General features: G+C 65.9%; 22 protein-coding genes and 1 tRNA gene. 13 read left to right on the top strand and 10 right to left on the bottom strand.

Annotated features, from left to right (window positions below; translation table 11 throughout):
- Positions 1-36: 36 nt before the first annotated feature.
- The 3 genes from ACO07K_RS09820 to ACO07K_RS09830 are packed head-to-tail and all read left to right on the top strand — an operon-like array spanning position 37 to position 1,666.
- Positions 37-663: a glutathione S-transferase family protein gene (locus tag ACO07K_RS09820; RefSeq protein WP_422035750.1), complete on the top strand. Its 627-nt coding sequence runs from the start codon at positions 37-39 to the stop codon at positions 661-663.
- 52 nt (positions 664-715) lie between these two features.
- On the top strand, positions 716-1,087 hold the full coding sequence (locus tag ACO07K_RS09825) for a DUF3574 domain-containing protein (RefSeq protein ID WP_422035751.1): 372 nt from the start codon (positions 716-718) through the stop codon (positions 1,085-1,087).
- A 60-nt stretch (positions 1,088-1,147) separates the two neighbouring features.
- Complete coding sequence (locus tag ACO07K_RS09830) at positions 1,148-1,666, top strand: Dps family protein (protein WP_422035752.1); 519 nt, start codon at positions 1,148-1,150, stop codon at positions 1,664-1,666.
- A 76-nt stretch (positions 1,667-1,742) separates the two neighbouring features.
- Here ACO07K_RS09830 and argE read toward each other — a convergent pair whose 3' ends face one another.
- Positions 1,743-2,903 carry an acetylornithine deacetylase gene (gene argE, locus ACO07K_RS09835; protein ID WP_422035753.1) on the bottom strand — a complete coding sequence of 387 codons (1,161 nt, stop codon included), beginning with the start codon at positions 2,901-2,903 and terminating at the stop codon, positions 1,743-1,745.
- A gap of 149 nt (positions 2,904-3,052) precedes the next feature.
- On the opposite strand from argE, the gene ACO07K_RS09840 reads away from it, so the two are divergent.
- From ACO07K_RS09840 to ACO07K_RS09850, 3 genes are all read left to right on the top strand, one after another.
- Positions 3,053-3,145: transfer RNA gene (locus ACO07K_RS09840), tRNA-Ser, on the top strand.
- Positions 3,146-3,275: 130 nt separating this feature from the next.
- On the top strand, positions 3,276-3,854 hold the full coding sequence (locus ACO07K_RS09845; RefSeq protein WP_422035754.1) for a hypothetical protein: 579 nt from the start codon (positions 3,276-3,278) through the stop codon (positions 3,852-3,854).
- 35 nt (positions 3,855-3,889) lie between these two features.
- Positions 3,890-4,300 (top strand): FKBP-type peptidyl-prolyl cis-trans isomerase, encoded by a 411-nt coding sequence (locus tag ACO07K_RS09850; protein WP_422036648.1) that lies wholly within the window; start codon positions 3,890-3,892, stop codon positions 4,298-4,300.
- Positions 4,301-4,408: 108 nt separating this feature from the next.
- Here ACO07K_RS09850 and ACO07K_RS09855 read toward each other — a convergent pair whose 3' ends face one another.
- Both ACO07K_RS09855 and ACO07K_RS09860 read right to left on the bottom strand, forming a co-directional pair.
- The gene (locus ACO07K_RS09855; RefSeq protein ID WP_422035755.1) at positions 4,409-4,612 is read right to left on the bottom strand and encodes a hypothetical protein; all 204 of its coding nucleotides are present in this window, start codon (positions 4,610-4,612) and stop codon (positions 4,409-4,411) included.
- 119 nt (positions 4,613-4,731) lie between these two features.
- Positions 4,732-5,535, bottom strand: coding sequence for a cobalamin-binding protein (locus ACO07K_RS09860; protein WP_422036649.1), 804 nt, complete (start codon positions 5,533-5,535; stop codon positions 4,732-4,734).
- 171 nt (positions 5,536-5,706) lie between these two features.
- Between ACO07K_RS09860 and ACO07K_RS09865 the strand changes: the two genes are divergently transcribed.
- Together ACO07K_RS09865 and ACO07K_RS09870 are read left to right on the top strand one after the other, a co-directional pair.
- On the top strand, positions 5,707-6,984 hold the full coding sequence (locus tag ACO07K_RS09865; protein WP_422035757.1) for an acyl-CoA dehydrogenase family protein: 1,278 nt from the start codon (positions 5,707-5,709) through the stop codon (positions 6,982-6,984).
- Positions 6,985-7,064: 80 nt separating this feature from the next.
- On the top strand, positions 7,065-7,427 hold the full coding sequence (locus tag ACO07K_RS09870; RefSeq protein WP_422035758.1) for a hypothetical protein: 363 nt from the start codon (positions 7,065-7,067) through the stop codon (positions 7,425-7,427).
- Between the two features lie 6 nt (positions 7,428-7,433).
- On the opposite strand, the gene ACO07K_RS09875 is transcribed toward ACO07K_RS09870, so the two are convergent.
- The 3 genes from ACO07K_RS09875 to ACO07K_RS09885 are packed head-to-tail and all read right to left on the bottom strand — an operon-like array spanning position 7,434 to position 9,883.
- On the bottom strand, positions 7,434-7,877 hold the full coding sequence (locus ACO07K_RS09875; RefSeq protein WP_422035759.1) for a hypothetical protein: 444 nt from the start codon (positions 7,875-7,877) through the stop codon (positions 7,434-7,436).
- Between the two features lie 11 nt (positions 7,878-7,888).
- The gene (locus ACO07K_RS09880; protein WP_422035760.1) at positions 7,889-9,493 is read right to left on the bottom strand and encodes a GMC family oxidoreductase; all 1,605 of its coding nucleotides are present in this window, start codon (positions 9,491-9,493) and stop codon (positions 7,889-7,891) included.
- Between the two features lie 12 nt (positions 9,494-9,505).
- On the bottom strand, positions 9,506-9,883 hold the full coding sequence (locus ACO07K_RS09885; protein ID WP_422035761.1) for an alginate O-acetyltransferase AlgX-related protein: 378 nt from the start codon (positions 9,881-9,883) through the stop codon (positions 9,506-9,508).
- On the opposite strand from ACO07K_RS09885, the gene ACO07K_RS09890 reads away from it, so the two are divergent.
- Both ACO07K_RS09890 and ACO07K_RS09895 read left to right on the top strand, forming a co-directional pair.
- On the top strand, positions 9,782-11,281 hold the full coding sequence (locus ACO07K_RS09890) for a flavin-containing monooxygenase (protein ID WP_422035762.1): 1,500 nt from the start codon (positions 9,782-9,784) through the stop codon (positions 11,279-11,281). The genes ACO07K_RS09885 and ACO07K_RS09890 overlap by 102 nt on opposite strands.
- Before the next feature lie 34 nt (positions 11,282-11,315).
- Positions 11,316-12,572, top strand: coding sequence for an MFS transporter (locus tag ACO07K_RS09895; protein ID WP_422035763.1), 1,257 nt, complete (start codon positions 11,316-11,318; stop codon positions 12,570-12,572).
- A gap of 53 nt (positions 12,573-12,625) precedes the next feature.
- Here ACO07K_RS09895 and ACO07K_RS09900 read toward each other — a convergent pair whose 3' ends face one another.
- The 4 genes from ACO07K_RS09900 to ACO07K_RS09915 are packed head-to-tail and all read right to left on the bottom strand — an operon-like array spanning position 12,626 to position 17,263.
- Positions 12,626-13,603 carry a Bug family tripartite tricarboxylate transporter substrate binding protein gene (locus tag ACO07K_RS09900; RefSeq protein WP_422035764.1) on the bottom strand — a complete coding sequence of 326 codons (978 nt, stop codon included), beginning with the start codon at positions 13,601-13,603 and terminating at the stop codon, positions 12,626-12,628.
- Positions 13,600-14,571 (bottom strand): NAD(P)-dependent oxidoreductase, encoded by a 972-nt coding sequence (locus ACO07K_RS09905; RefSeq protein ID WP_422014333.1) that lies wholly within the window; start codon positions 14,569-14,571, stop codon positions 13,600-13,602. The genes ACO07K_RS09900 and ACO07K_RS09905 overlap by 4 nt, the downstream gene beginning before the upstream one ends.
- Positions 14,572-14,582: 11 nt before the next feature.
- Positions 14,583-15,548: a peptidyl-alpha-hydroxyglycine alpha-amidating lyase family protein gene (locus tag ACO07K_RS09910; RefSeq protein ID WP_422035765.1), complete on the bottom strand. Its 966-nt coding sequence runs from the start codon at positions 15,546-15,548 to the stop codon at positions 14,583-14,585.
- Positions 15,549-15,559: 11 nt separating this feature from the next.
- A complete protein-coding gene (locus ACO07K_RS09915; RefSeq protein ID WP_422035766.1) occupies positions 15,560-17,263 on the bottom strand; it encodes a GMC family oxidoreductase in 1,704 nt (567 codons plus the stop codon).
- Positions 17,264-17,447: 184 nt separating this feature from the next.
- Here ACO07K_RS09915 and ACO07K_RS09920 point away from each other — a divergent pair, with 184 nt between their 5' ends.
- From ACO07K_RS09920 to ACO07K_RS09930, 3 genes are all read left to right on the top strand, one after another.
- A complete protein-coding gene (locus ACO07K_RS09920; RefSeq protein ID WP_422035767.1) occupies positions 17,448-19,166 on the top strand; it encodes an N-acyl-D-amino-acid deacylase family protein in 1,719 nt (572 codons plus the stop codon).
- 112 nt (positions 19,167-19,278) lie between these two features.
- Positions 19,279-19,995, top strand: a complete 717-nt coding sequence (locus ACO07K_RS09925; protein ID WP_422035768.1) for a class I SAM-dependent methyltransferase — start codon at positions 19,279-19,281, stop codon at positions 19,993-19,995.
- Complete coding sequence (locus tag ACO07K_RS09930; protein ID WP_422035769.1) at positions 19,992-22,157, top strand: hypothetical protein; 2,166 nt, start codon at positions 19,992-19,994, stop codon at positions 22,155-22,157. The genes ACO07K_RS09925 and ACO07K_RS09930 overlap by 4 nt, the downstream gene beginning before the upstream one ends.
- The last annotated feature ends 3 nt before the right edge of the window (positions 22,158-22,160 follow it).

The raw sequence follows: 22,160 nt of genomic DNA on the forward strand, positions 1-22,160 counted from the left end.
GGACCTATCTCAATTAAATAAGGGGGGACCGAGGAGATGATCGAGCTTCACACGTGGGGCACGCCGAACGGCCGCAAGGTCTCAATCATGCTCGAAGAGTGCGAACTGCCCTACAGCGTGCACAAGATCGACATCTCCAAGGGCGAGCAGCACAAGCCCGAATTCCTGCGCATCAGCCCCAACAACCGGATTCCGGCGATCGTCGATCCGGCCGGGCCGGGCGGCAAGCCGTACAGCCTGTTCGAGTCCGGCGCGATCCTGATCTATCTCGCCGACAAGACGAAGAAGTTCCTGCCGGCCGATGGCGTCAGGCGCTACGATTCGCTTCAGTGGCTGATGTGGCAGATGGGCGGATTCGGCCCGATGCTCGGTCAGGCGCATCACTTCCTGCGCGCGGCACCGTCGAAGATCGAATACGGCATCAAGCGCTATGTCGACGAAGCCAAGCGGCTCTACGGCGTCCTCGACAAGCAGCTCGCCGGCAATGCGTTCGTGGCGGGCGAGGAGTACACGATCGCCGATATGTCGATCTTTCCGTGGGCGGCGCGGCACGAGTGGCACACCGTGAACCTCGACGAGTTCCCCAATGTGAAGCGCTGGTACGATATCGTGAACGCGCGGCCTGCCGTCGCCAAGGGCATGGCCGTTCCGTATCTCAACTAGAATGCCGCGCGGCTCCTGGCGTGGGGGGGTGGGGGCGGCGTTGCTCTGCCCGATGCTCTTCGGCTGTGCGCAGCCGGGGACACAAACGGCTTGTACGTCTCCGCTCAAGCCGGCCGTCGAGGTGAACCTCTACTTCGGCCGCGACAAGCCAGCGGGCGGCGAGGTGAGCGAGGCGGAGTGGGCGTCGTTCCTGTCCGAGGTCGTCACGCCCCGGTTTCCGGCCGGCTTGACGGTGATCGACGCGCGCGGCCAGCACCGCGACCCGGCCGGAGTCATCGGAGCTGAGCGTACGAAGCTGGTGGTGGTCGTCGTGTTCGACCCTCCAGCCCATCGCTCGAAGGTTGCCTCGATCGTCGAGACCTACACGAAGCGCTTCGGGCAGCATGAGGTGTTCCGGGTCGAACAGCCAGTCTGCGCCGGCTGACGGGTTCGCCGAAGCACGCTAGATTTTCAACGGATGATCCATTTTCAGGAGAGTCAGCCCATGAGCAACGACGTCACTGCGCGCAAGAAGGCCGCACTCGCCACCCCGACCGACCTCGGCGAGAACGCCACGAAGGATCTGAGCGGCGGGCTCAACATCCTCCTGGCCGACGTGGCCGCGCTCTACTGGAAGACCAAGAACTTCCACTGGCACATGTCCGGACCGAACTTCCGAGACTACCACCTGCTGCTCGACGAGCAGGCGACCGAGATCGACGCCATGACGGACGTGATCGCCGAGCGCGTGCGCAAGCTCGGTGGCACGACGCTGCGCTCGATTGGCCATATCTCCCGTTTGCAGCGCGTGCTCGACAACGATGCCGACTATGTGACGCCGCTCGACATGCTCGCGGAGCTGCGCGACGACAACAAGCAGCTCTGCGTCCACATGCGCACGCTCCACGGACTTTGCGACGAGCATGGCGACATCGCGACGGCCAGCCTGATCGAAAACTGGATCGACCAGACCGAGAAGCGCGTCTGGTTCCTGTTCGAGACGACGCGTCGTACCGAAGGCTAGATCAGGCACTTGCCCTTTGCGGACTCCACAAAGGGGAAGTGCCCTCGTCAGACGAGGGCGATGGGGTCATGCCACCCTATTGACGCTCGGCCCAGCCGATCATCCTGCCGATGAAGGCGTCACAGGCATCCATCTGGGACTTTGCGACGAACTCGTTGGGCTGGTGGGCCTGCGAGATGTCGCCCGGTCCGCAGATCACGGTCGGGATGCCGTGGCTGCGGAAGATGCCGGCCTCTGTGCCGTAGGGCACGGCATAGGTGCGATTGCCGCCCGTCCATTGCAGGGCGAGCTTGGCGGCTTCCTCGTTCTCCTGCGGCATCAGACCGGGCACGAAGGAGCGGCGCTTCATCTGGATGTCGGCGTCGGGGTGCTTGGCCTTCATCTTCGGCAGCAACAGGTCGGCGACATAGGCCTCGGCGCGGCGCTGCACTTCCCACGGATCGTCGCCGGGCAGAGTGCGGTAGCCCCAGTTGAGGGTGCACTCGCGCGCGAGGATGTTGCCCGCCGTGCCGCCGGTCACGATGCCGACATTGATGGTGGTGTGGCCGGGCACGGTGTCGATGTCGGTGCGCGTGCGGCCGGCCAGCTCGACCTGCAGCTCGTTGAGCCAGTGGATGAAGTCGCCGGCAAAATGGATGGCGCTGACGCCGAGATGCGTCATGGAGGAGTGGGCCTCGACACCGGTGAAGGTGGCGATGATTCCGCCGCCGGCGTTCTGGGCGTTGACGACGCCCATCATGGTGGGCTCGCCCACGATCACGGCCTGCGGGCGCGGCACGTTGCCGACCAGTTTCTCGACCAGCGAATGCGCGCCGAGGCAGCCGATCTCCTCGTCGTAGCTGAAGGCGAAATGCATAGGCACCTTGAGCTTCGCCTTTTTGAGCGCCGGCACGTGGGCGAGGCAGGCAGCGATGAAACCCTTCATGTCGCAGGTGCCGCGGCCGTAGAGGTTGCCGTCGGCTTTCTCCGTCAGCGTCCACGGATCGGTCTCCCAGGCCTGTCCGTCGACCGGCACCACGTCGGTGTGGCCCGAAAGCACGATGCCGCCCTCGGCCTCGGGACCGACCGAGGCGAACAGGTTGGCCTTGGTGCCTTCCGCGTTGGGGACCAGCGTGCTCCGGATGCCGTGCTCGTCCAGGTAGCCCTGGATGTACTTGATCAGGTCGAGATTGGAGTTGCGCGAGGTGGTGTCGAACGCCACCAGGCGCTGGAGCATGTCGATGGAGCTGGAATTCATGGCCCGCACCGTCGCACGCTTCAGACCGCGACGCCAAGAGCCTGTAAAACCTCGCGAAATTACCGGCTCGTTTGACACTCCCCAGCCCGCCCGCTAGAACCGCCCGGCATCCGTCGTGGTTATGGTCGCCGGGGTCTTAACGGGTCTGCGGAGGGGTGGCCGAGTGGCCGAAGGCGGCGGTTTGCTAAACCGTTATAGGGAGATAATCCCTATCGTGGGTTCGAATCCCATCCCCTCCGCCATTACCTCTGCCCGATCGACCGGTCTCCCAGCTTGTCGAGGATGCTTAAGCGTCCGATATCTACGGGCAGTCGCAGCGCAAGCTCCCACCCTGGCTTGCTTTCAAACCGCCGGTTTTTTGCGGAGCCTTCTATGTCCAGTGGCGCGATTCTACCGATTCTCGACCATGAGCTCGCAGATGACGAGATTGAATGGATGAAGTCCGTGTATGCGGATTTCAGCAAGGCCCGCGCCGCGGCCGGTCCCGAATTCAATCCCAAGGACGCCTTGCGGGCCATCTTGGCCCGCGAGGAATATCACTTCTCCGCCGTGCCGGATTTGACCGGACCCGGCCCGTGGCGTCTGGGCCAGAACCTGCACGGACGCGGTGTCGCGGCGGTGTTCCTGCGGAAAGTCGAGCTGCATGCACACATTGCCACCCGTACCGATCAGTTCCCGATGTATGTCGTGGGAGAGGCGGACGGTTTTTCCATCGACGAGAAGGGCAAGCCTGTGCTGACACCGGTGAGTGACGGCGGCCATTTCCACAACGCGCCCGGCGCGCCGCACGCCTTCGTGCCGAAAGTCGGCGCGCCCAAGCCGGACGACTGGGAAATCGCCTTCATCGCGATCACGCCGCGCAACCTGAAGGAAGACACGCATCGCGTTTCGGACGAGGTGCGCGCGCTGTATAAACAGGTTGTCGGTCAGGACGCCCCTTTGGGCATTTGAGAAGGACAAGCCACTTGCAAGTGACCCGCCGCGTCATTACCGCGACCATAGCTCTCGCCGCTGCCTATCCGGCTGGCGCGCAAACCCGAGGAAAAGCCATGACGACCGAAAGCGGCCTGAAAATCATCGACACCACCGTCGGCACGGGCGCGAGCCCCAAGAAAGGCCAGACCTGTGTCATGCACTACACGGGATGGCTCTACGAAGGCGACGTGAAAGGCAAGAAATTCGATTCTTCCGTCGATCGCGGCTCGCCTTTCGAATTTCCCATCGGCATGCAGCGCGTCATCGGCGGCTGGGACGAGGGCGTCGCGACCATGAAGGTTGGCGGCAAGCGAACGCTGATCATTCCGCCGCACCTTGGATATGGAGCTCGCGGCGCTGGCGGTGTCATTCCGCCCAACGCCACGCTGATTTTCGACGTCGAGCTGCTGGCGATCAAATAGGCTGCGTCTTCGTGCGGGCTGGCTTCGCCGCCTCGAGGCACCGTCGTGCCGTCGTCGACGAACAGCAGGGCGCCGGTAGCGTAGGGGTCTCCGCCGCTGGCTCGACCACTAGTTGAGGCTCGGCGACTTGCCCTCGCAGGCATCGGCGATGGCGGCCGACAGGGAGGGGACCCAGTCCGCGCTGGGGGCGTTCACGAAGTGGCCGAGATGGTCACTTCCCCAGCAGATTGGTACGCCCGCAGCCAGCGAAAGGCTGCTGCACCAGTCACCAATCTCGCCACTCAGCATCTTTGGAACGTAGACTTTGAGCATCTTCGATCTCCTGTTCACAAGGATCGATGGGCTGCCTCTGGCACGATCCACGCAATTTCCGCGCCAACCGAGGCGAGCTTCTTTTTAGATCGAGAAGCATCACAGTATTGTGGCGGCGCTCACCGCCCGGCGGGATCGCGATCCGCCGCGCCGCTGATGATCGCCTCCAGCGCGGCGAGGCCGTCGGTGAGGGCGGCGGGCCCGGGCTGCAGGATGAGCGGCGATTTGATCTCGTGCAGCCGGCCGTTGCGTACCGCCGGCAGGGATCCGAACCCGGGTCGGGCGACGAGCTTCTCGCTCTTGAATTTCTTGCCGCACCACGAGCCGATGACGATGTCGGGGGCGCGGCGGATCACCTCGTCCGGGGTGACGATGCGGTCCCTGGCCGACTTGCACGTGGCCAGTTCCGGAAAGATGTCCGCGCCGCCCGCGGCTTCGACCAGCTGCGAGACCCAGGCAATGCCGGAGATCATCGGGTCGTCCCATTCCTCGAAATACACCCTCGGGCGAGGGCCGGCGTCGCTGGTGCGCCGCCGCGTCGCCTCGACGTTGGCCGCGAGTTCGTCGGCCAGGGCCATCGCGCGATCCGGGGCGCCGACGATCGCGCCGAGGGTGCGGATCATGTCGAGAATCTCCGCGACCGTGCGCTGATTGAAGGCATGGACGTTGATGCCGGCGCGCACGAGCGACGCCACCAGATCCGCCTGCAGGTCGGAGAAAGTGAGAACCAGGTCGGGCTGCAGGGCCAGGATCTTCGGCATGTCGGCCGAGATGAAGGCGGAAACGCGCGGCTTCTCTCGGCGGGCCTGCGGCGGCCGGACCGTGTAGCCGGAAATGCCGACGATGCGGTCCTGCTCGCCCAGCAGGTAGAGCGTCTCGGTGGTCTCCTCGGTCAGGCAGACGATGCGCTCGGGTGGATACATGATGCCGCGACAATAGCAGCGCGGGCGGGCGGCATCGACCGGCCAGGGTCGTCGACTCTGCACGATCCGTCGGTCTGCACGGCAAAACCACTGTGGCATTGACCGGAAACCACAGGTCTGTAGGGATTGGCCGCACGTGAAAATCCGATCGACAGGAGCGAGGAAACCCCAATGACCCAGAAGGCAACGGCAGCGACCCGGAAGCCGGTCCGTCCCGATCTCGAAGCAGAGCTGAACAATCTCGCCATGTCGAAGGAGGCGCAGCCTCTGTTCGATGCGGTCAAGGCGCATATCGCCGAGAACGTCGCGCCGATCCTCGAGGAGTTCAATCGCCTGGGCGAGGGCCGCAAGGATCGCTGGAGCTGGGCCCCGGGCCAGCTGGAGCTGCTCGAAGGCGCCAAGAACAAGGCCAAGGCTTCGGGCCTGTGGAATTTCTTCCTGCCCCATTCCGAGATCGGCCGCGGGCTCACGAACCTCGACTACGCTTATATCGCCGCCGAGCTGGGCAAGTATCCGCTGGCGTCGGAGTCGCTGAACTGCTCCGCGCCGGACACCGGCAACATGGAAGTGCTCGAGAAGGTCGGCACCCCCGAGCAGAAGGAGAAGTGGCTGAAGCCGCTGCTCAACGGCGAAATCCGCTCGGCCTATGCGATGACGGAGCCGGGCGTGGCCTCCTCGGACGCCAAGAACATCACCACGCGCGCCGAGCTGGTCGGCAACGAGTGGGTGATCAACGGCGAGAAATATTACATCTCCGGCGCTGGGGATCCGCGCTGCAAGATCATGATCGTCATGGTCAAGACCAGCCCGGATGCCTCACCCCAGTTCCAGCAGTCGCAGATCCTGGTGCCGATGGGTACGCCCGGCCTCGAGATCGTGGGCCCGATGACCGTGTTCGGCCACGACCATGCGCCGCGCGGCCACATGCACCTCAAGTTCAACAACTGCCGGGTGCCGGCCGAGAACATCCTGCTGGGTGAGGGCCGTGGCTTCGAGATCAGCCAGGTCCGCCTCGGACCGGGCCGCATCCATCACTGCATGCGCTCCATCGGCGCCGCCGAGAAGGCCATCGAGCTGATGGTCAAGCGCGGCTCGAGCCGCACCGCCTTCGGCAAACCGCTGATCCAGCTCGGAAAGAACCTCGAACTCGTCAGCCGCGCGCGCATCGAGATCGAGGCGATGCGTCTCATGGTGCTGAAGGCCGCCAAGGCGATGGACGTGCTGGGCCATCGCGAGGCCCGCGTCTGGATCAGCATGGTGAAGGCGATGGTGCCGGAGAAGGTCTGCGTGATCATCGACCAGGCGATGCAGATCCACGGCGCCACCGGCCTGTCCCAGTGGTCGCCGCTCAGCGAGATGTACGTGAACCAGCGGCACCTCAGGTTCGCGGACGGTCCGGACGAGGTCCATCACATGGTGGTGGGCCGCGCCGAGATGAGCCGCCACTAGGACGATCGGAGCGGGCCCGGTCTTGACAGGCCGGGCCCGGCCCCTTTTGTTGCGGGCGTATGGAGAGACTGGAAGAGCGAATGACGGTGACCCGGATTTCCCTGCGAACGGCCCTCGTGCTGCTGCCGCTTCTGCTGGGTGGCTGCGAGGCCGCGAGTTCCCTGCGGGGGGCGGGTCTCTCCGATCCGCAGCGGATGAAGAGCATCGACGACGCTTTCGAGGCGCGCGACAATTGCCTGATCGCGAACATCCACCTGGCCGACGTCTATGCCGGCAGCGCCCCGTCGCTCGCCGCCACGGCCGCAGCCTCCTGTCAGACCCAGACGGACGTCCTGATCTCCCTCAGCAATCCCTATGGCGATCCGCGGGTCACCGCGGCGATCCAGAAGGATTCGAGCTTCCGGGCGATGGGCTTCGTGCTGAAGGCACGCGGCCAGGGCTGACGGCGGCTAGACCCGCCGCCACATCGGCGCGCGCTTCCTCACCGGGTCGAGCAGCGACCAGTCGCCCTGTTCGACGACATGCCCTTGGGGGAAGGGCGAGCGCGGCTCCTGGCCGAGCGCGCGCATCACGCGATCGTCGCGGTAATAGCAGAGCAGCACAACGCGATTGAGGGCGAAGAGCGGCGCGCCGCCCTCCTGCCTGAACCGCATTGCCACCTCGTTGCGGCGCTCGGGCGCGAGCTCGGCGAACGGGCCGCCGGACAGCTCCCGCAGATGCTTAAGCGCAATCTGCGCGTCCGCGGTGTCGCGTTCCAGGCTCTTGAGGATATCGGCGAAGATCAGCGCGTCGTCGGCGCCCGGTACGCCATGGACGCTGCTCGCGGGGATCATGATGCCCGCCAGAAGGCGCAAGTCCCGGGATTCGGCGTCCGTCAGGATTCCGTAGGTCATGTCGATCGGCCTCAATCGAAGAGCGTGGCGTCGGCGAGCCGGCGCTTGATGTTGTCGGCGATGTACAGCGCCAGCGCCTGGATGGTGGAAGTCGGGTTCACGCCGCCCGAGGTCACCCAGATGCTGCCGTCGACGATGAACAGGTTCTTCACGTCGTGGCTGCGCCCCCATTCGTTGACCACGGAACGCTCGGGATCCGTGCCCATGCGCGCCGTGCCCATGAGATGCCAGCCGGCATTGAGCATCGGCGCGTCGCTGCCGACATGCTTCGCGCCGGCGGCCGCGAGGATGTCCTTCGAGCGCGCGACGCCGTGGGCAATCATCTTCTTCGTGTTGTCGCTCAAGGTGTAGTCGATCTTCGGCGCGGGGATGCCGTTGCTGTCCTTCAGCACCGGATCGAGCGTCACCCTGTTGTGCTCCTCGGGCAGGTCCTCGCAGATCGCCGAGAGCCCCAGCTTGCGGTTGAAGAGGGTCCGATAGACATCGTGATGCGTCTCGCCCCAGGGCAGGAAGCCGCGCGCTGTATTGGCGATGGCGTCGACGATCGTTCCGGCACCGCGGTGGAGCTGCAGCGTGTAGCCGCGCACGAAGCCGCGGGCCTTGTCGGTCTCGTAGAATTCCTGGCTCCACAGCGGGAGCTGCGCGCCGGTGTTGCCGTCGATCGGCTCGTCGACATAGCCGTAGGTATGCGCGAACGGATGGAACATCAGATTCCTTCCGACCAACCCGCTCGAATTGGCGATGCCATTTGGGAAGCGGCCGGACACCGAGTTGAGCAGCAGTCGCGGCGTGCCGATGCCGTTGCAGGCCACGATGACCATCTCGGCCGGCTGGAAATGCTCCTTACCCTCGGCATCGTAGTAGATCGCACCGTCGGCCAGACCGTCTGGCCCGACCGTTACCTCCCGGACCCGCGCGCGGGTGCGCAGCTCGACGCCGGCGCGCAGCGCGTGCGGCCAGTAGGTGACGTCGGCGCTCCCCTTGGCGCCCTGGGCGCAGCCGGGTGTGCAGTGGCCGAGATTGATGCAGGGGGCCCGGCCGTCATACTCGGTCGTGGCGATCGCGGAGTCCGAGGGCCACCAGTGCCAGCCGAGCTTGTTCATCGCCTCGCCGAAGCACTTGCCTGTCTTGCCGAGGGGCAGCGGCGGCATCGGCGGCACGTGGCGCGGGTAGGCGGGGTCGCCCTCGAGGCCCGCGACGCCCGTCATGCGGTCGTTCTCGGCAAAGAACGGCTCCAGGGTGGCATAGTCGACGGGCCAGTCGTCGGCCACGCCATCCAGCGTCTTTACCCGGAAGTCCGAGGGGTGCAGGCGCGGATAGTGCGCCGTGTACATGATGGTGCTGCCGCCGACGCCGTTGAAGTTCACGACCTGGATCGGCGAGGTGCCGTTGTTGATCGGATAGTCGGTCTCGCGCGCGCGGCGGTTCGGGTTGATGGCGAAGTCGCCGAACAGGCGGGCCTCCCAGTCCCGGCCGTTGGTCGGATAGTCCGTGGGCTTCACCCAGTCGCCCTGTTCGAGGCAGAGGATCCGCATCTTCGTATCGGCGAGGCTCCAGGCCACCGCCGCCCCCGAAGCGCCGGAACCGATGATCAGGACGTCGACCTTTTCGTGCATGGCGTTCTTCCGTTAGCGGGCGAGGTGCTGGCTGATGGCCTGGGCAACCAGCGCGTGTCCGCCGGCCGTCCAGTGTTCATCGTGGGCAAAGTAGTAGGACAGGGGAGACCCTTGTGCCTCCAGGACGGGCTGCAGGTCCAGTACGTCGATGCCGCGCCGCAACCACACGGACTGCAATGCGCCGCGGCGTCGGCGGCCGGTTTCGGATCGTGGATTCTGGGGGCTGGCTTCGGGGCTCATGTTCGCGCAAGACTGGCGTGACTTGATCAGCGAGGAAAGAGCCTTCCCATGCCGGATACCACTCTTGCACGGCCTGCGGCCACCACGACCGAGCATTTCGACGTCGTCATCGTCGGCGCCGGCATCTCCGGCATCGGCGGTGCCTATCATCTGACCCACCAGATGCCCGATCGCAGCTTCGTCATCCTGGAGACGCAGGAGAGCTTCGGCGGCACCTGGCTCACGCACAAGTACCCCGGCATCCGTTCCGACAGCGACCTCCACACGTTCGGCTATCGCTTCAAGCCGTGGAAGGGCAAGCCGATCGCCACCGCCCAGGAGATCAAGTCCTACATGGGCGAGGTGATCGAGGAGAACGACCTCGCCCGGCACATCCGTTACCGGCACCGCATCGACGCGGCGACCTGGTCGAGCGCGGACAATCGGTGGACCATCGAAGGGGTGCGCACCGACACCGGGGAGGCGGTCCGCTTCACCGCCAACTTCCTCTGGATGTGCCAGGGCTACTACCGCCATTCGGTCGGCTACACGCCGGAATGGAAGGACATGGACCGCTTCAAGGGCCAGATCGTCCATCCCCAGACTTGGCCGGAGGATCTCGATTACATGGGCAAGAAGATCGTCGTGATCGGCTCCGGCGCGACGGCCGCGACGGTCATCCCGGCGATGGCCGACAAGGCCGGTCACGTCACCATGCTGCAGCGCTCGCCGACCTATTTCATTCCGGGCCGCAACGCCATCGAACTCGCCGAAACGCTGCGGCAGCTCGAGGTCGACGAGGAATGGATCCACGAGATCGTGCGCCGCAAGATCCTGCACGACCAGTCGGTCTTCACGCGGCGCTCCCTCGAGGAATCCGACAAGGTGCGAGCTGAACTGCTGGCCGGTGTCCGTGCCCATGTCGGGCCGGACTTCCCGCTGGAGCCGCATTTTACGCCGACCTACCGGCCATGGCAGCAGCGCATCGCCTTCGTGCCCGACGGCGATCTCTTCAAGGCCATCCGCGCTGGCAAGGCCTCCGTCGAGACCGACGAGATCGACCGCTTCGTGCCGGAAGGCATCCTGCTCAAGTCGGGCAAGGTGCTCGAGGCCGACATCATCGTCACGGCGACGGGCTTCGACCTGTCGGTGATGGGCGACATCGCCTTCGCGGTGGACGGCAAGCCGGTCGACTTCGCCGACACGGTGACCTATCGCGGCATGATGTTCACCGGCGTGCCCAACATGATCTGGGTGTTCGGATACTTCCGCGCGAGCTGGACCCTGCGCGCCGACCTGGTCGGCGACTTCGTCTGCCGCCTCCTCGACCACATGGAAAATCGCCAGGCCCACAAGGTCGAGGTCGCGCTGCGGCCGGAGGATGAGGGGATGAAGCTGCTGCCCTGGATCGATCCGGAGAACTTCAATCCCGGCTACCTGATGCGCGGCATGCATCTCCTGCCCAAGCGTGGTGACAAGCCCGAGTGGCAGCACACCCAGGATTACTGGAACGAGAAGAACGTCTTCCCGGCCATCGATCTCGACGACCGGGCGTTCGTCTACGGCTGATCGTTCGGTCGATCCGGAGCTCGGGGGAGCGGAGATGACTCAGGGAAACACGCGCCGCGTCATTGCGGCCGGCGCGATCGGCAACGTGCTGGAATGGTACGATTTCGCGGTCTACGGCTACTTCGCCGCCGCGATCGGCCGGGCCTTCTTCCCCAGCGAGGACGCTGTCGCGCAGGTCCTGGCGGCCTTCGGCATCTTCGCGGTCGGCTTCCTCATGCGACCGATCGGCGGGGCGGTGATCGGGGCGATCGGCGACCGGCTCGGGCGCCGCGCGGCGCTCACCTTTTCCGTCGCCGCCATGGCCATCCCGACGTTCCTGGTGGGCGTGCTGCCGGACTACCACACGCTCGGCATCGCGGCGCCGATCCTGCTCACGCTGCTGCGCATGGTGCAGGGCCTGTCGGTCGGCGGCGAATACACGACCTCGATCATCTTCATCATCGAGCAGTCGCCGCCCAACCGGCGTGGGCTGGTGGGCGCGCTGGGCTGCTGTGGCGCAATCGGCGGCATCCTGCTGGGCTCTGCGACAGGCGCACTGCTGGCGTCGGTGATGTCCGAGCAGGCGCTGGAGAGCTGGGGCTGGCGACTGCCTTTCCTGCTGGGATTGCTGGTCGGCATAGCTGGCGTCGCTCTGCGGCGCCACGTCCATGAGGAACCGCGCAAGGCCCCGACGGCCCGGTCGCCACTGCTCGACACGGTGCGCAACCATGGCCCGCTGCTCGGCAAGCTCGCGGCGCTCTCGGTGTTCAATTCGGTCGGCTTCTACCTGATGTTCGTCTACATCGTGAGCTGGCTGCAGTTCGCCGACAATATTGCGCCCGCCACGGCACTCGCGATCAATTCGGCCAGCATGGTCGCGATGCTGCCGACCATGGTCCTGATGGGATGGCTGTCCGACCGCTACGGCCGGCGCCCTCTGATGTTGGGCGCCGCGGCGCTGGGGGTCGTTGGCGCGCTGCCGTTCTTCTGGTTGATGCACCAGGGGCATCCGACCTTGATCCTGCTGGGCCAACTCGGCTTCGTGCTGTCGGTCGGCGCCTTCATAGGCGCCCAGCCGGCGCTGATGGTCGAGGCGGTGCCGGCGGAGATCCGCTGCACGGCGATCGCGCTGGGATACAACGTGACCCTGGGCATTCTCGGCGGCTTCAGCCCGCTGGTCGCCACGTGGCTGGTGCACCGGACCGAGAACGACTTCAGCCCGGCCTTCATGATCATGGCCGCCGCCGCCGTTTCCTTCGCGGCCATCCTTAGGTTCGAGGAAACCTTCAGGGTGAAGCTGCAGACTGCCTAACAACTTTCCACCTCCGTCATACGGCGGAGGTGGAAGAGTTGAGAGGCAAGCCTTTACTGCAGCTTGATGCCGGCCTCGGCGATCAGCTTGCCGAGCAACTCACGCTGGCCGGCGATCCAGGTCTTGAACTCCGCCGGCGTGTTGGCGACGAGGTCGGCGCCGGTGGGATCCAACCGCTCCTTGACCTTCGGGTCCTTGATCGCCTCTGCCACGACGGCCTGCATGCGGTCGACCAGGGCCGGCGGCGTGCCGGTGACGGCGAACAGGCCGTTCCAGTCGTTGAGGTCGAAGCCCGGGTACCCGCTCTCGGCGAGGGTCGGTACGTCAGGGAAGGCGGACGAACGTTTGAGGCTGGTGACCGCCAAGACGCGGGCGCGTCCGGCCGCCACGGGCGGGCGGATCGAATTGGTGGTGATGATCACCGAATCGACGGCGCCCGCGCCGATGTCGCGGGCGGCATCGGCACCGCCGCGATAGGGCACGTGAATCAGCTTGATGCCCACCCGGCGCTGCAGTTCCTCGCCGGCCATGTGGGCCATGCCGGCCGCCGGCGGGGTACCGTAGCTGATCGTGCCGGGCTTGGCTTTCGCGGCCGCGATGAACTCCTCGATGCTCTTCGACGGAAAGTCCTGCTTCACGGCGACGACCTGCGGAAAGCTGGCGAGCTGGGTTACCGGCAACCAGGTCTGCGCATAGTCGAAGGGCAGGTCCTTCATCAGCAGGGTGTTGGTGATCTGGTTGGCGGCATCGACCAGGAAGGTCTGGCCGTCGCGCGGCGCCTGGAGAACGGCATTGGCGGCGACCACGGCATTGCCGCCGGTGCGGTTGTCGATGATCACCTGCTGGCCGATGATCTCGGCCACGCGCACGCCGATGTTGCGGGCCACCGTATCGGCCGCGCCGCCGGCTGCGAAGGCGACGACCCAGCGGACCGGCCCTTTCGGCCAGTCGCCCTGGGCAAAGCCCTCGCGGGCGATGAAGGGGGCCGCGAGGCCCCCGGCAAGGATGCTGCGCCTTGAAATTCGGGTCATGTCTTCGCTTCCAGCAGTTCGGGCACCACCCAGAGCGCGGGTTCGCCGCGGGCAACCCTCTGGACGTTGTCGAAGCCGTTGCGCAGGCGGGTGATGTTGCTCTCGAACGTCGGCCCGGCGAGGTGTGCGGTCAGGACGACGTTGTCGAGCTTCAGGAGGGGATTGTCCGGCGGGGTCGGCTCCTCGTCGAACACATCGAGGCCGGCGCCGAACAGGTTGCCGCTCGAAAGCGCTGCGATCATCGCCTTCTCGTCGATCACGGGCCCGCGCGACGTGTTCACGATGATCGCCGACTTCTTCATGGCAGCCAGTTCGTCCTTGCCGATCATGTGACGGGTTGAAGCATTCAGCGGCACGTGCAGCGAGACGATGTCGGAATGCTTCAGGATCTCGGGCAGCAGGCGGAAGCGGACGCCCAGCGCGTCTTCCTCTTCCTCCTTGAGGCGGGCGATGTCGTAGTAGTGAACGGTCATGCCGAAGGCGAGGGCCAGCTTGGCGACCTTCTTGCCGATCGTGCCCAGCCCGATGATGCCCAGCACGCGGTTGCGCACCTCATGGACGGTCGGCGGCGAGTTGCCGTGCCAGCGGCCGGCCGTGACGTTGGTGTGCTGGGTGATCAGCCGCCGTGAGACCGCCAGCATCAGCAGCATCGCATGCTCCGACACGGCGACCGAATTGGCGCCTCCGTTGGCGCACAACGGCACGCCGCTCGCGCGCGCCGCCTCGAGATCGGCGCGGTCGTAGCCGGCGCTCAGCATCTGGATCAGCTTGAGGTTCGGCGCGTCCTTGAAGAGCTGCGGGGTGACGTATTGCTGGATGAAGCCCACGAAATAATGGGTGCCGGGCAGGGCGGCCTTCTGCTCCGGCGAGTTGTGCAATGCCTTGACGATCTCGTAGCCCTTGGGAGCCAGGTCGTCGACCATGGACAGGGTGTCCTTGGGACCGACGACGAGTACGCGTTCAACCATAACCATTCTCCTCAGACGACTTTCTCGAGTTTCTGCAACGAGCGCAGGTGATTCGGCACGGGGGTGCCGGGGAAGGTGCTCGGCCAGTTGGTGTAGCTCACCTCGCCGACATAGATGTCGCCGCGCGAATCGACGGCCAGCCCATGAGGGGAGAGGAACCGGCCGGCCTGTTCGCCGGGTCCATCCTGGCCGCCGAGCCGGGCCAGGGTCTTGCCCTTGCCGTCGACGATCGACAGCCGGGGACCGAGATTGGTGTGCTTGCTGTTCACCGGCATGCCGGGCCCCAGCTCGCCGATGATGAAGGTCGGGTTCTTGGCGCCGCCGCAGCAATAGAGCGCACAAGGCCGGTGCATGTTGTTCCACTGCGCCTCGTACCGGCCGTTACCGTCGAACACCTGCACGCGATGGTTCTCGCGGTCGGCGACGTAGACCCAGCCGTCTGCGTCGGCGGCGATGTTGTGCGGGATGTTGAACTCGCCGGGATCGGTCCCGGTCGTGCCCCAGCACATCAGGTGCTTGCCGTCGGGCGAATACTTGTGGACGCGGCTGTTGCCGTAGCCGTCGGAGACGTAGATCTCGCCCTTGGGCGACAGTGCCGTGTGGGTGCAGCGGTTGAATGGCCGGCCGCTCAGGAAGGGGGCGGGCTGGCCGGGCACACCGATGGTCATCAGCACCTTTCCGTCGGTCGAGACCTTGCGGACGGTGTGATCGCCATCGTCGGTGCAGAAGAGGTTGTCGTCGCTGTCGATGTGAAGGCCGTGGGCGCGGCTGAAGAGGCCTTCGCCCCAGGAGCGCAGGAAGTTGCCGTCCCGGTCGAACACCATCATCGGATGTTCGCCGCGATTGAAGACGTAGACGCGGTCCTTGCTGTCGCAAGCGACCGCGGCGACGTCGCGGAACTCCCAACCTTCGGGCAGCTTCGCCCAATTCTCGACGACGCGATAGCGGTGCTCGCCGCTGCCCAGCACGACCGACATGGAACGGCTCCTCAGTGTCCGGCGAGGACGGCTTCCGAGATCTTCTCGGCCGTCATCAGGGTGGGGAAATTGGTGTTCGCGCAGGGCACGACCGGGAAGATCGAGGCGTCGACCACGCGCAGCCCCTGCACGCCGCGCACGCGTCCCTGGGTGTCGACGACGGCCATGGGATCGTCGTCGCGGCCCATGCGGCAGGTACAGGAGGCGTGCCATACGCCGATCGCGGCCTTGCGCACGAAGGCCTCGAGCGCGTCGTCGTCGTTCAGCACCTGGTCGAAGGTGAAGCCCTCGACCACGTAGTTGTCGATCATGTAGCGGCGCAGCGCCGTCGGGCCGTCGAGCATCGTCGCGACCAGCCGGGTCAGCCACTTGTTCTTGTTGTTGACGACACCGATCTTGCGCACCCGGTCGCTGTAGGAGGCCGGGAACGGGACATCGGTCACCGCGCGCAGCGCATCGGTCATCTGCACCGCGGCCATCAGCTTGAAGCCGCTCATCAGCCGGTCGAGGTCGCGCTTGTCGGACAGCAGATTGAACTCGACGAGGGGCTCGCTGCGCCAGTCGCGTGACGTGAGCTTGACCTGGCCTGTTTCGGAATAGGTCTTGTTGATGAAGGTGAGCAGCGAGGCGATCTGTTCGCCCACAGCATGCCAGGCCGACTTGCTGACGACGGCCACGAACATGTCGCCCTTGGGGATGCCTGGGAGGTTCGACGAGTAGCGCAGGCCGACATGGATGTGGCGCCGCGTATGCTCGCGCAGGCGCGCACCGCGCTTGATGAACGACGACAGCGCGATCGAGGGATGGTCCATCAGCCGTTGCCCGACGCCGGGCAGGGCGGAAACGACGGGAATGCCGAGGTCGGCGAGCTGTCCGACGGGGCCGATGCCGGCGCGCATCAGGTGGGCCGGCGAATGGATGGCGCCACTCGACAGGATCACCTCGCGGGCGCGAAATTCCTGATCCTTGCCGGCGACCCGGGCCGTAACGCCGACGCACCGCGTGCCCTCGAACAGCAGCGACGTAACCTGCGTGTCGGTCGATATCGTGAGGTTCGAGCGCTTGCGGGTCTCGGCATCGAGATAGCCCATCGCAGCCGAGACACGCCGCTCATCGGCATTGGAATGGGTGACGGGAAAATAGCCATCGACGAACTCACCATTCTGGTCGGGCAGGTATTTGAAGCCCTTTTCCTCGAAGGCGCGGCCGACGGCCTGGGCGTGGCCGGCCCACTTCTCGCGGGGGATGCGCCGTACGGGGATGCGGCCGTCCTTGCCGTGCAACGGCCCGTCGAAATCCAGGTCGCGCTCGACCTTCTTGAAATAGGGCAGCACGTCGTTCCAGCCCCACCCGGCGGCGCCGCGACTTTCCCATTCGGCATAGTCGGTCGGCGCGCCGCGGTTGGCCATCTGGCCGTTGATCGAGGAGCCGCCGCCCAGCACACGGGCCTGCTCGTACTTGCGCAACGGCGGGCGATTTTCCTGCGGATTGTTGTGGCTGACGACCTGCGTATGGACCTTGAGGTCGGTCCAGTGGAAACGCGGATCGAAATAGGCCGTGCCGGAATAGCTGTCGGCGATTTCCTTGGGTTCCTGGCCGGGCGGCGTGTCCGGACCGGCTTCACAGAGCAACACCTTGTTGGCGCTGCGGGCGGACAGCCGATGGGCCATGACCGAGCCTGCCGACCCGCCGCCGACGATGATGTAGTCGTACACTTGGCGTTTCCCCGTTTATTGCCGCCACGCTAGCACGGTTATGGACGGTTGCAGCAGTCCGCTTGCCGGAATCGGAGAAGCCTGCAATCGTCGCAAAAAGCCAGCGAGGGAGGTTTCGTATGTCGGACGTTGAAGCCGCAAATGCCGCCTCGACCAGAATCGTCCAGCGCAAGGATCGCGTGTGATGGCACATGATCTCGTCATCCGCGGCGGCACCGTCGTCGACGGCTCTGGCGCCAAGCGCTTCACCGCCGATGTCGGCATCAAGGACGGTATGATCGCCGAGGTCGGCCGCATCACGGCCAACGCCCGGCGCACGATCGACGCCGACGGGCTGATCGTCTCGCCGGGTTTCATCGACGGCCATACGCACATGGATGCGCAGGTCGCCTGGGATCCGCTCGGCAGCTGCTCGTGCTGGCACGGCGTCACGTCGGTGGTGATGAGTAATTGCGGGTTCGCCCTGGCCCCCTGCAAGCCCGAGGATCGCGACCTCTATGCGCGCTGCCTGTCGGCGGTCGAGGACATCCCGACCGAGGCGATGGCGGCCGGCATCGACTGGAGCTGGGAGACCTTTCCGGAATATCTCGCGACCGTGGAACGCCTGCCCAAGGCCATCAACTACGGCATGTATATCGGCCACTCGGCGCTGCGCATGTACGCGATGGGCGAGCGGGCCTTCACCGAGACGGCGACCGAGGACGAGATGGTCCGCATGGCCGATCTCGTGAAGGAGGCGCTAAAGGCCGGGGCCATGGGCTTCTCCAGCTCGCGCGCGTCGACGCACGTGACGCCGGACAATACGCCGGTCGCCAGCCGCATCGCCGACTGGGAGGAGATCGACCGCATCGTGGCGGCCATGGCCGAACTCGATGCCGGCATCTTCCAGGTGGGACCGGACGTCGCGAGCGGCTCGGCCCATCGCGCTTTCCTCGCACGGTTGCGTGAACTGGCGCTCGCCTACACGCGTCCGGTCATGTTCGGCGTATTGGCCACCAAGCAGGGCGACGATCCGACGGGCTGGGCCTATCAGACGCGCTACATCGACGAGACGGTGGCCGCCGGTGGTCGGATGTTCGGTCAGGGCACGACGCGTTCGATCAATGCGATCTTCTCGCTCAAGTCCTACCTGCCGTTCGACGTGCTGCCGGCGTGGCGCAAGGTCCGCGACCTGCCTATGGAGGAGCAGAAGCGGCGCCTGGCCGATCCCGAGGTGCGGCGCGAACTGATGGCGGCGGAAAGCCAGATGAAGCCCCGCGACAACGTCTTTCAGGGAGGAGGCGCGGCAACGACGGATCCCCGCAAGCCCGATTACGCCAATCTGTTCGTGATGCAGGGCGTCGACTGGGATGATCCGACGGTCGACCAGCTCGCCCGGGCGCGCGGGCAGCATCCGGTCGAGGTCATGATCGACCTGTCGCTGGCCGACGACAACCAGGTCTATGTGCAGCCTCTGGTCAACGAATCGCCGGACGACGTGCTCGGCATCCTGAAGCACGACCGCACTCTGGCGACCTTCTCCGATTCCGGCGCGCACGTCGCACAGGAGATGGGCTCGTCGCTGCAGACGCACCTTCTCAGCTACTGGGTGCGCAAGCGCGGAGCCTTCACGCTCGAAGAGGCGGTGAAGAAGATCACCCGCGACAATGCGCTGGCGTGGGACCTGGCCGACCGCGGCCTCGTCGGCGCGGGTTGCCGCGCCGATCTCGTGCTGTTCGAGGAGAATCGTATCCGGCCGACATTGCCCACGGTTGAACGCGACCTGCCCGGCGGCGCCCGCCGTCTCGTTCAGAAGGCCGAGGGGATCCTGGCGACCCTGGTGAACGGTGCCGTGGCGTTCGAGAACGGGCAGGCGACCGGCGCCTATGCCGGCACCGTCCTGAAGGGACGACTTGCGCGTTGACGGGCTCTTGCCACGTCATCTGCCACGGTCCAAGACGTTCCCGACGGTCTGGCGGGATCGATGGTCCTGCGGCCCGTCTGCATGCGAGGCCGGGAGAGCCTGACGAGCCGCGATGGAAGACGCCGTCTACGACTATGAGAAGGAAATCCCGGCAGGCTTCTACGACAGGGTGTATCGGCAAGGGGCCGGCATACGCTTCTGTTGGCACGACCTGAAGTTCCGGACGGTCGCGGCAGAGCTCGGCCCTGCCAGGCGGGTTCTCGACATCGGATGCGGCCCCGGCACCTTCATCGGCAACTATTTGGCCGGCAGCGAAGCGCTCGGGCTCGACATCAGCGCGGCCCAGATCGACTACGCGACCCGCACCTACGGAAGCGCGACGCACCGTTTCTCGACCAGGCCGCTCATCAGCCTCTCCGAGACCGGCGAGCGCTACGATGCCGTGACGGTGGTGGAGCTGATCGAACACCTGACCCCGGACGCGGCGATCCGGCTGCTCTCCGAAGCCCGCGCGCTGCTGGCGCCCGGCGGCCTCCTTGTCGTCACCACCCCCAACTACCGGTCGCTCTGGCCGCTGATCGAGCTCGGCGTCAACGCGGCGTCACCCGTGAACTATGTCGAGCAGCACATTAACAGGTACCGCCGCAGCCTGCTGGGCGAGCATCTCGCTGCGGCGGGCTATCGCGATATCGCGATCAGGACCGCGGTTGGCCTGGCGCCGTTCGCCGCGGTCTTCGGGCTCGGGGCCGCCAATGTCCTGCACGCGCTCGAGCTCCGCGCAAAGCATTTCGGCGCCGGAAACCTCCTGCTGGCCACGGCCCGACCATGACCCGGCTGCAGGGGCTCGTCTGCCTCGTCGCGGCGGCCCTGATGCTGGTTGAGGTCGCCGTCCTCGAGACGAGGCTTGCCTTTTTGGCCGCCGGCCTTGCGACATCGGCGGTGGCATTGGCCAGCGTCCACTGGCTGGCGACGCGGCGCGGGGAAGGGCGGGCAGCACTGCTCTATGCCGTGGGTGTGCTCGGCGCCGTCGGCGGGTATTGCTATCTGGCGCTGGCGCCCTCAGGCGCGATCTCTCCGCAGGACGAAGTCATCGACTGGGGCCGGATGGACAAGCGTCCGTTGATCTTCGGCTATCTCGGCATGGCCGCCTTCATCGCCTTCCACTCGCTGTGGGTCGCCTTCGTCCAGGAGCCGCGATCGCCCGCGCTTCCGTCGGGGGGCGTGCTCTCGCGGCGATGGTCCGCGCGCCTGCTCGGCGCGCTCGGCATCGCGTTGCTGGCCAGTTGCTGGCTCGGCCTCCCGGCCCTGCGCAGCGCCGAGGTCGACAGCGGCGAGGGCCTGGCGAAGTTCTACGACCTCCATGCGCACGTTCACCTGAGCGCGCTGCAGCAGATCCGGCTGGGCGCAATCCCTTACCTTGAGGCACAAACCCAGTACGGGCCGGGAAACCAGCTGCTGCTCGGCGCGCTCACGGACTTCGTACACTTCAGCAACCACGGGTTCCTCGCCGCCAACCTCCTGCTCAACACCGTCTGCATCATCGTCTTCTTCGTTGTCATTCAGCAGTTCCTGGGATTCGGCTGGGCAGCCGCCGGCCTCGTCGGCTGGGTTCTCTGGCCAAGTCCTGTGGAGCGGATCGATTTGGCGGGGTGGGCGGTGCTCACCCGATGGCTGGTCGTTCCGATCCTCGCGCTCTGGCTGGCCTGGCTGCTTCTGGGGGCCGGTGCCGCCCGGCGCGGCTGGCCGGCGGTGGTGCTGGCGGGAATGGCCTGGGGGGCGGGCGGGTTCCTCAGCCAGGAGAACCTGAGCGGCGGCCTGCTCGTGCTGATCTTCTCGCTCGCGCTGTTCGCGCCCGCCTCGGGACTGTCCCCGAAACGGCTTTGGTGCTTCGCGGGCCTGTTCCTCCTTGCGGGCGCCATGGCCTTTGCGGCACTGGTTTCGTTCTTCATGGGACCCTCGCATCTCATCGAAGTGGTGGCGCTGGCCAATGCGAAGTCGAGCCTGGTGATGGCCGGCGTGTCCAATTCGATATGGTCGGACAATCTCGGACTGAATCTCAGCTGGAACATTGTCGACGGGCGGCTGGAGACCAATCTGGCGGCATCCGGCGAGTTCCGGGAACTCATCCTCACCTACGCCCTGGTCTTCCTGTTCCTGATTTCCTTGGGCCTGCTGGCTGCGTTCCTTGGGCGGCGATGGGGAACTGCGGACGAACCGACGCGGGCATTCTGCGTGAGGTTCGCGGGCGTTGCGGTCGGCGCCTTCGCGCTGCATGTCTTTTCGCTGTTGCGTTCCGACACGTCGCATCTGGCGGGACCGTCATTTCTTCTGGGCCTGTTCCTGCTGATGCTGCCGGTCTTCCTTTGGCGTTGCCTTGCGCCCGGCAAGGCGCGGACCGTGCTGCTGGTCCTGTCGCTGGCCGTCATTGCCGAAGGCGTGATTTCCGGACTGGGCGAGGTCGAGCGCAGGGTGGCCGGCCTCGGCGGCGTCTGGCGCGACTCCGTGGCCGTGCTCGAACTCTATGATGAACTTCGCCGCCATCCGAGTGACGTCGCCGATCGTGCGACGCTCTATTCGCCGCTTCCGCGGGTGCAGACGGCCTTTCGCAACCATCCGGATTTCACGGAGGCCGACGAGTTCCTCGGGCTTCTGCGCGACCGTCTCAAGGGCCGGGCGGTGGAGCTCGGATCCTACAGGTTCGACGATCTCGTCGCCCATCCCGACACAGCCTACTTCCTGGGCGGGCTGCGTTCGGTCTCCGGCATCACCTCCCCGAAGAACAGCCTCTGGCTGCGGTCGGAGCGGGAGGCCTGGATCGCCCGGGTCGCCGGGATTGGCAGCGGCTGCCTCTTCTTCGACGCGCAGTCCAACAAGCAGCTGGTCGAGGCCTGGATGCGGTCTGTCAGGCCGCCCCAGACCATGGTGACGGAACCGATCGCAGGCCGGCGCCAGTACGGCATCCTCGCCTGCAAGTCGGGTGCCCAGTCGTAAGTC

Source organism: Reyranella sp. (assembly GCF_965228225.1).
GTDB lineage: Bacteria > Pseudomonadota > Alphaproteobacteria > Reyranellales > Reyranellaceae > Reyranella.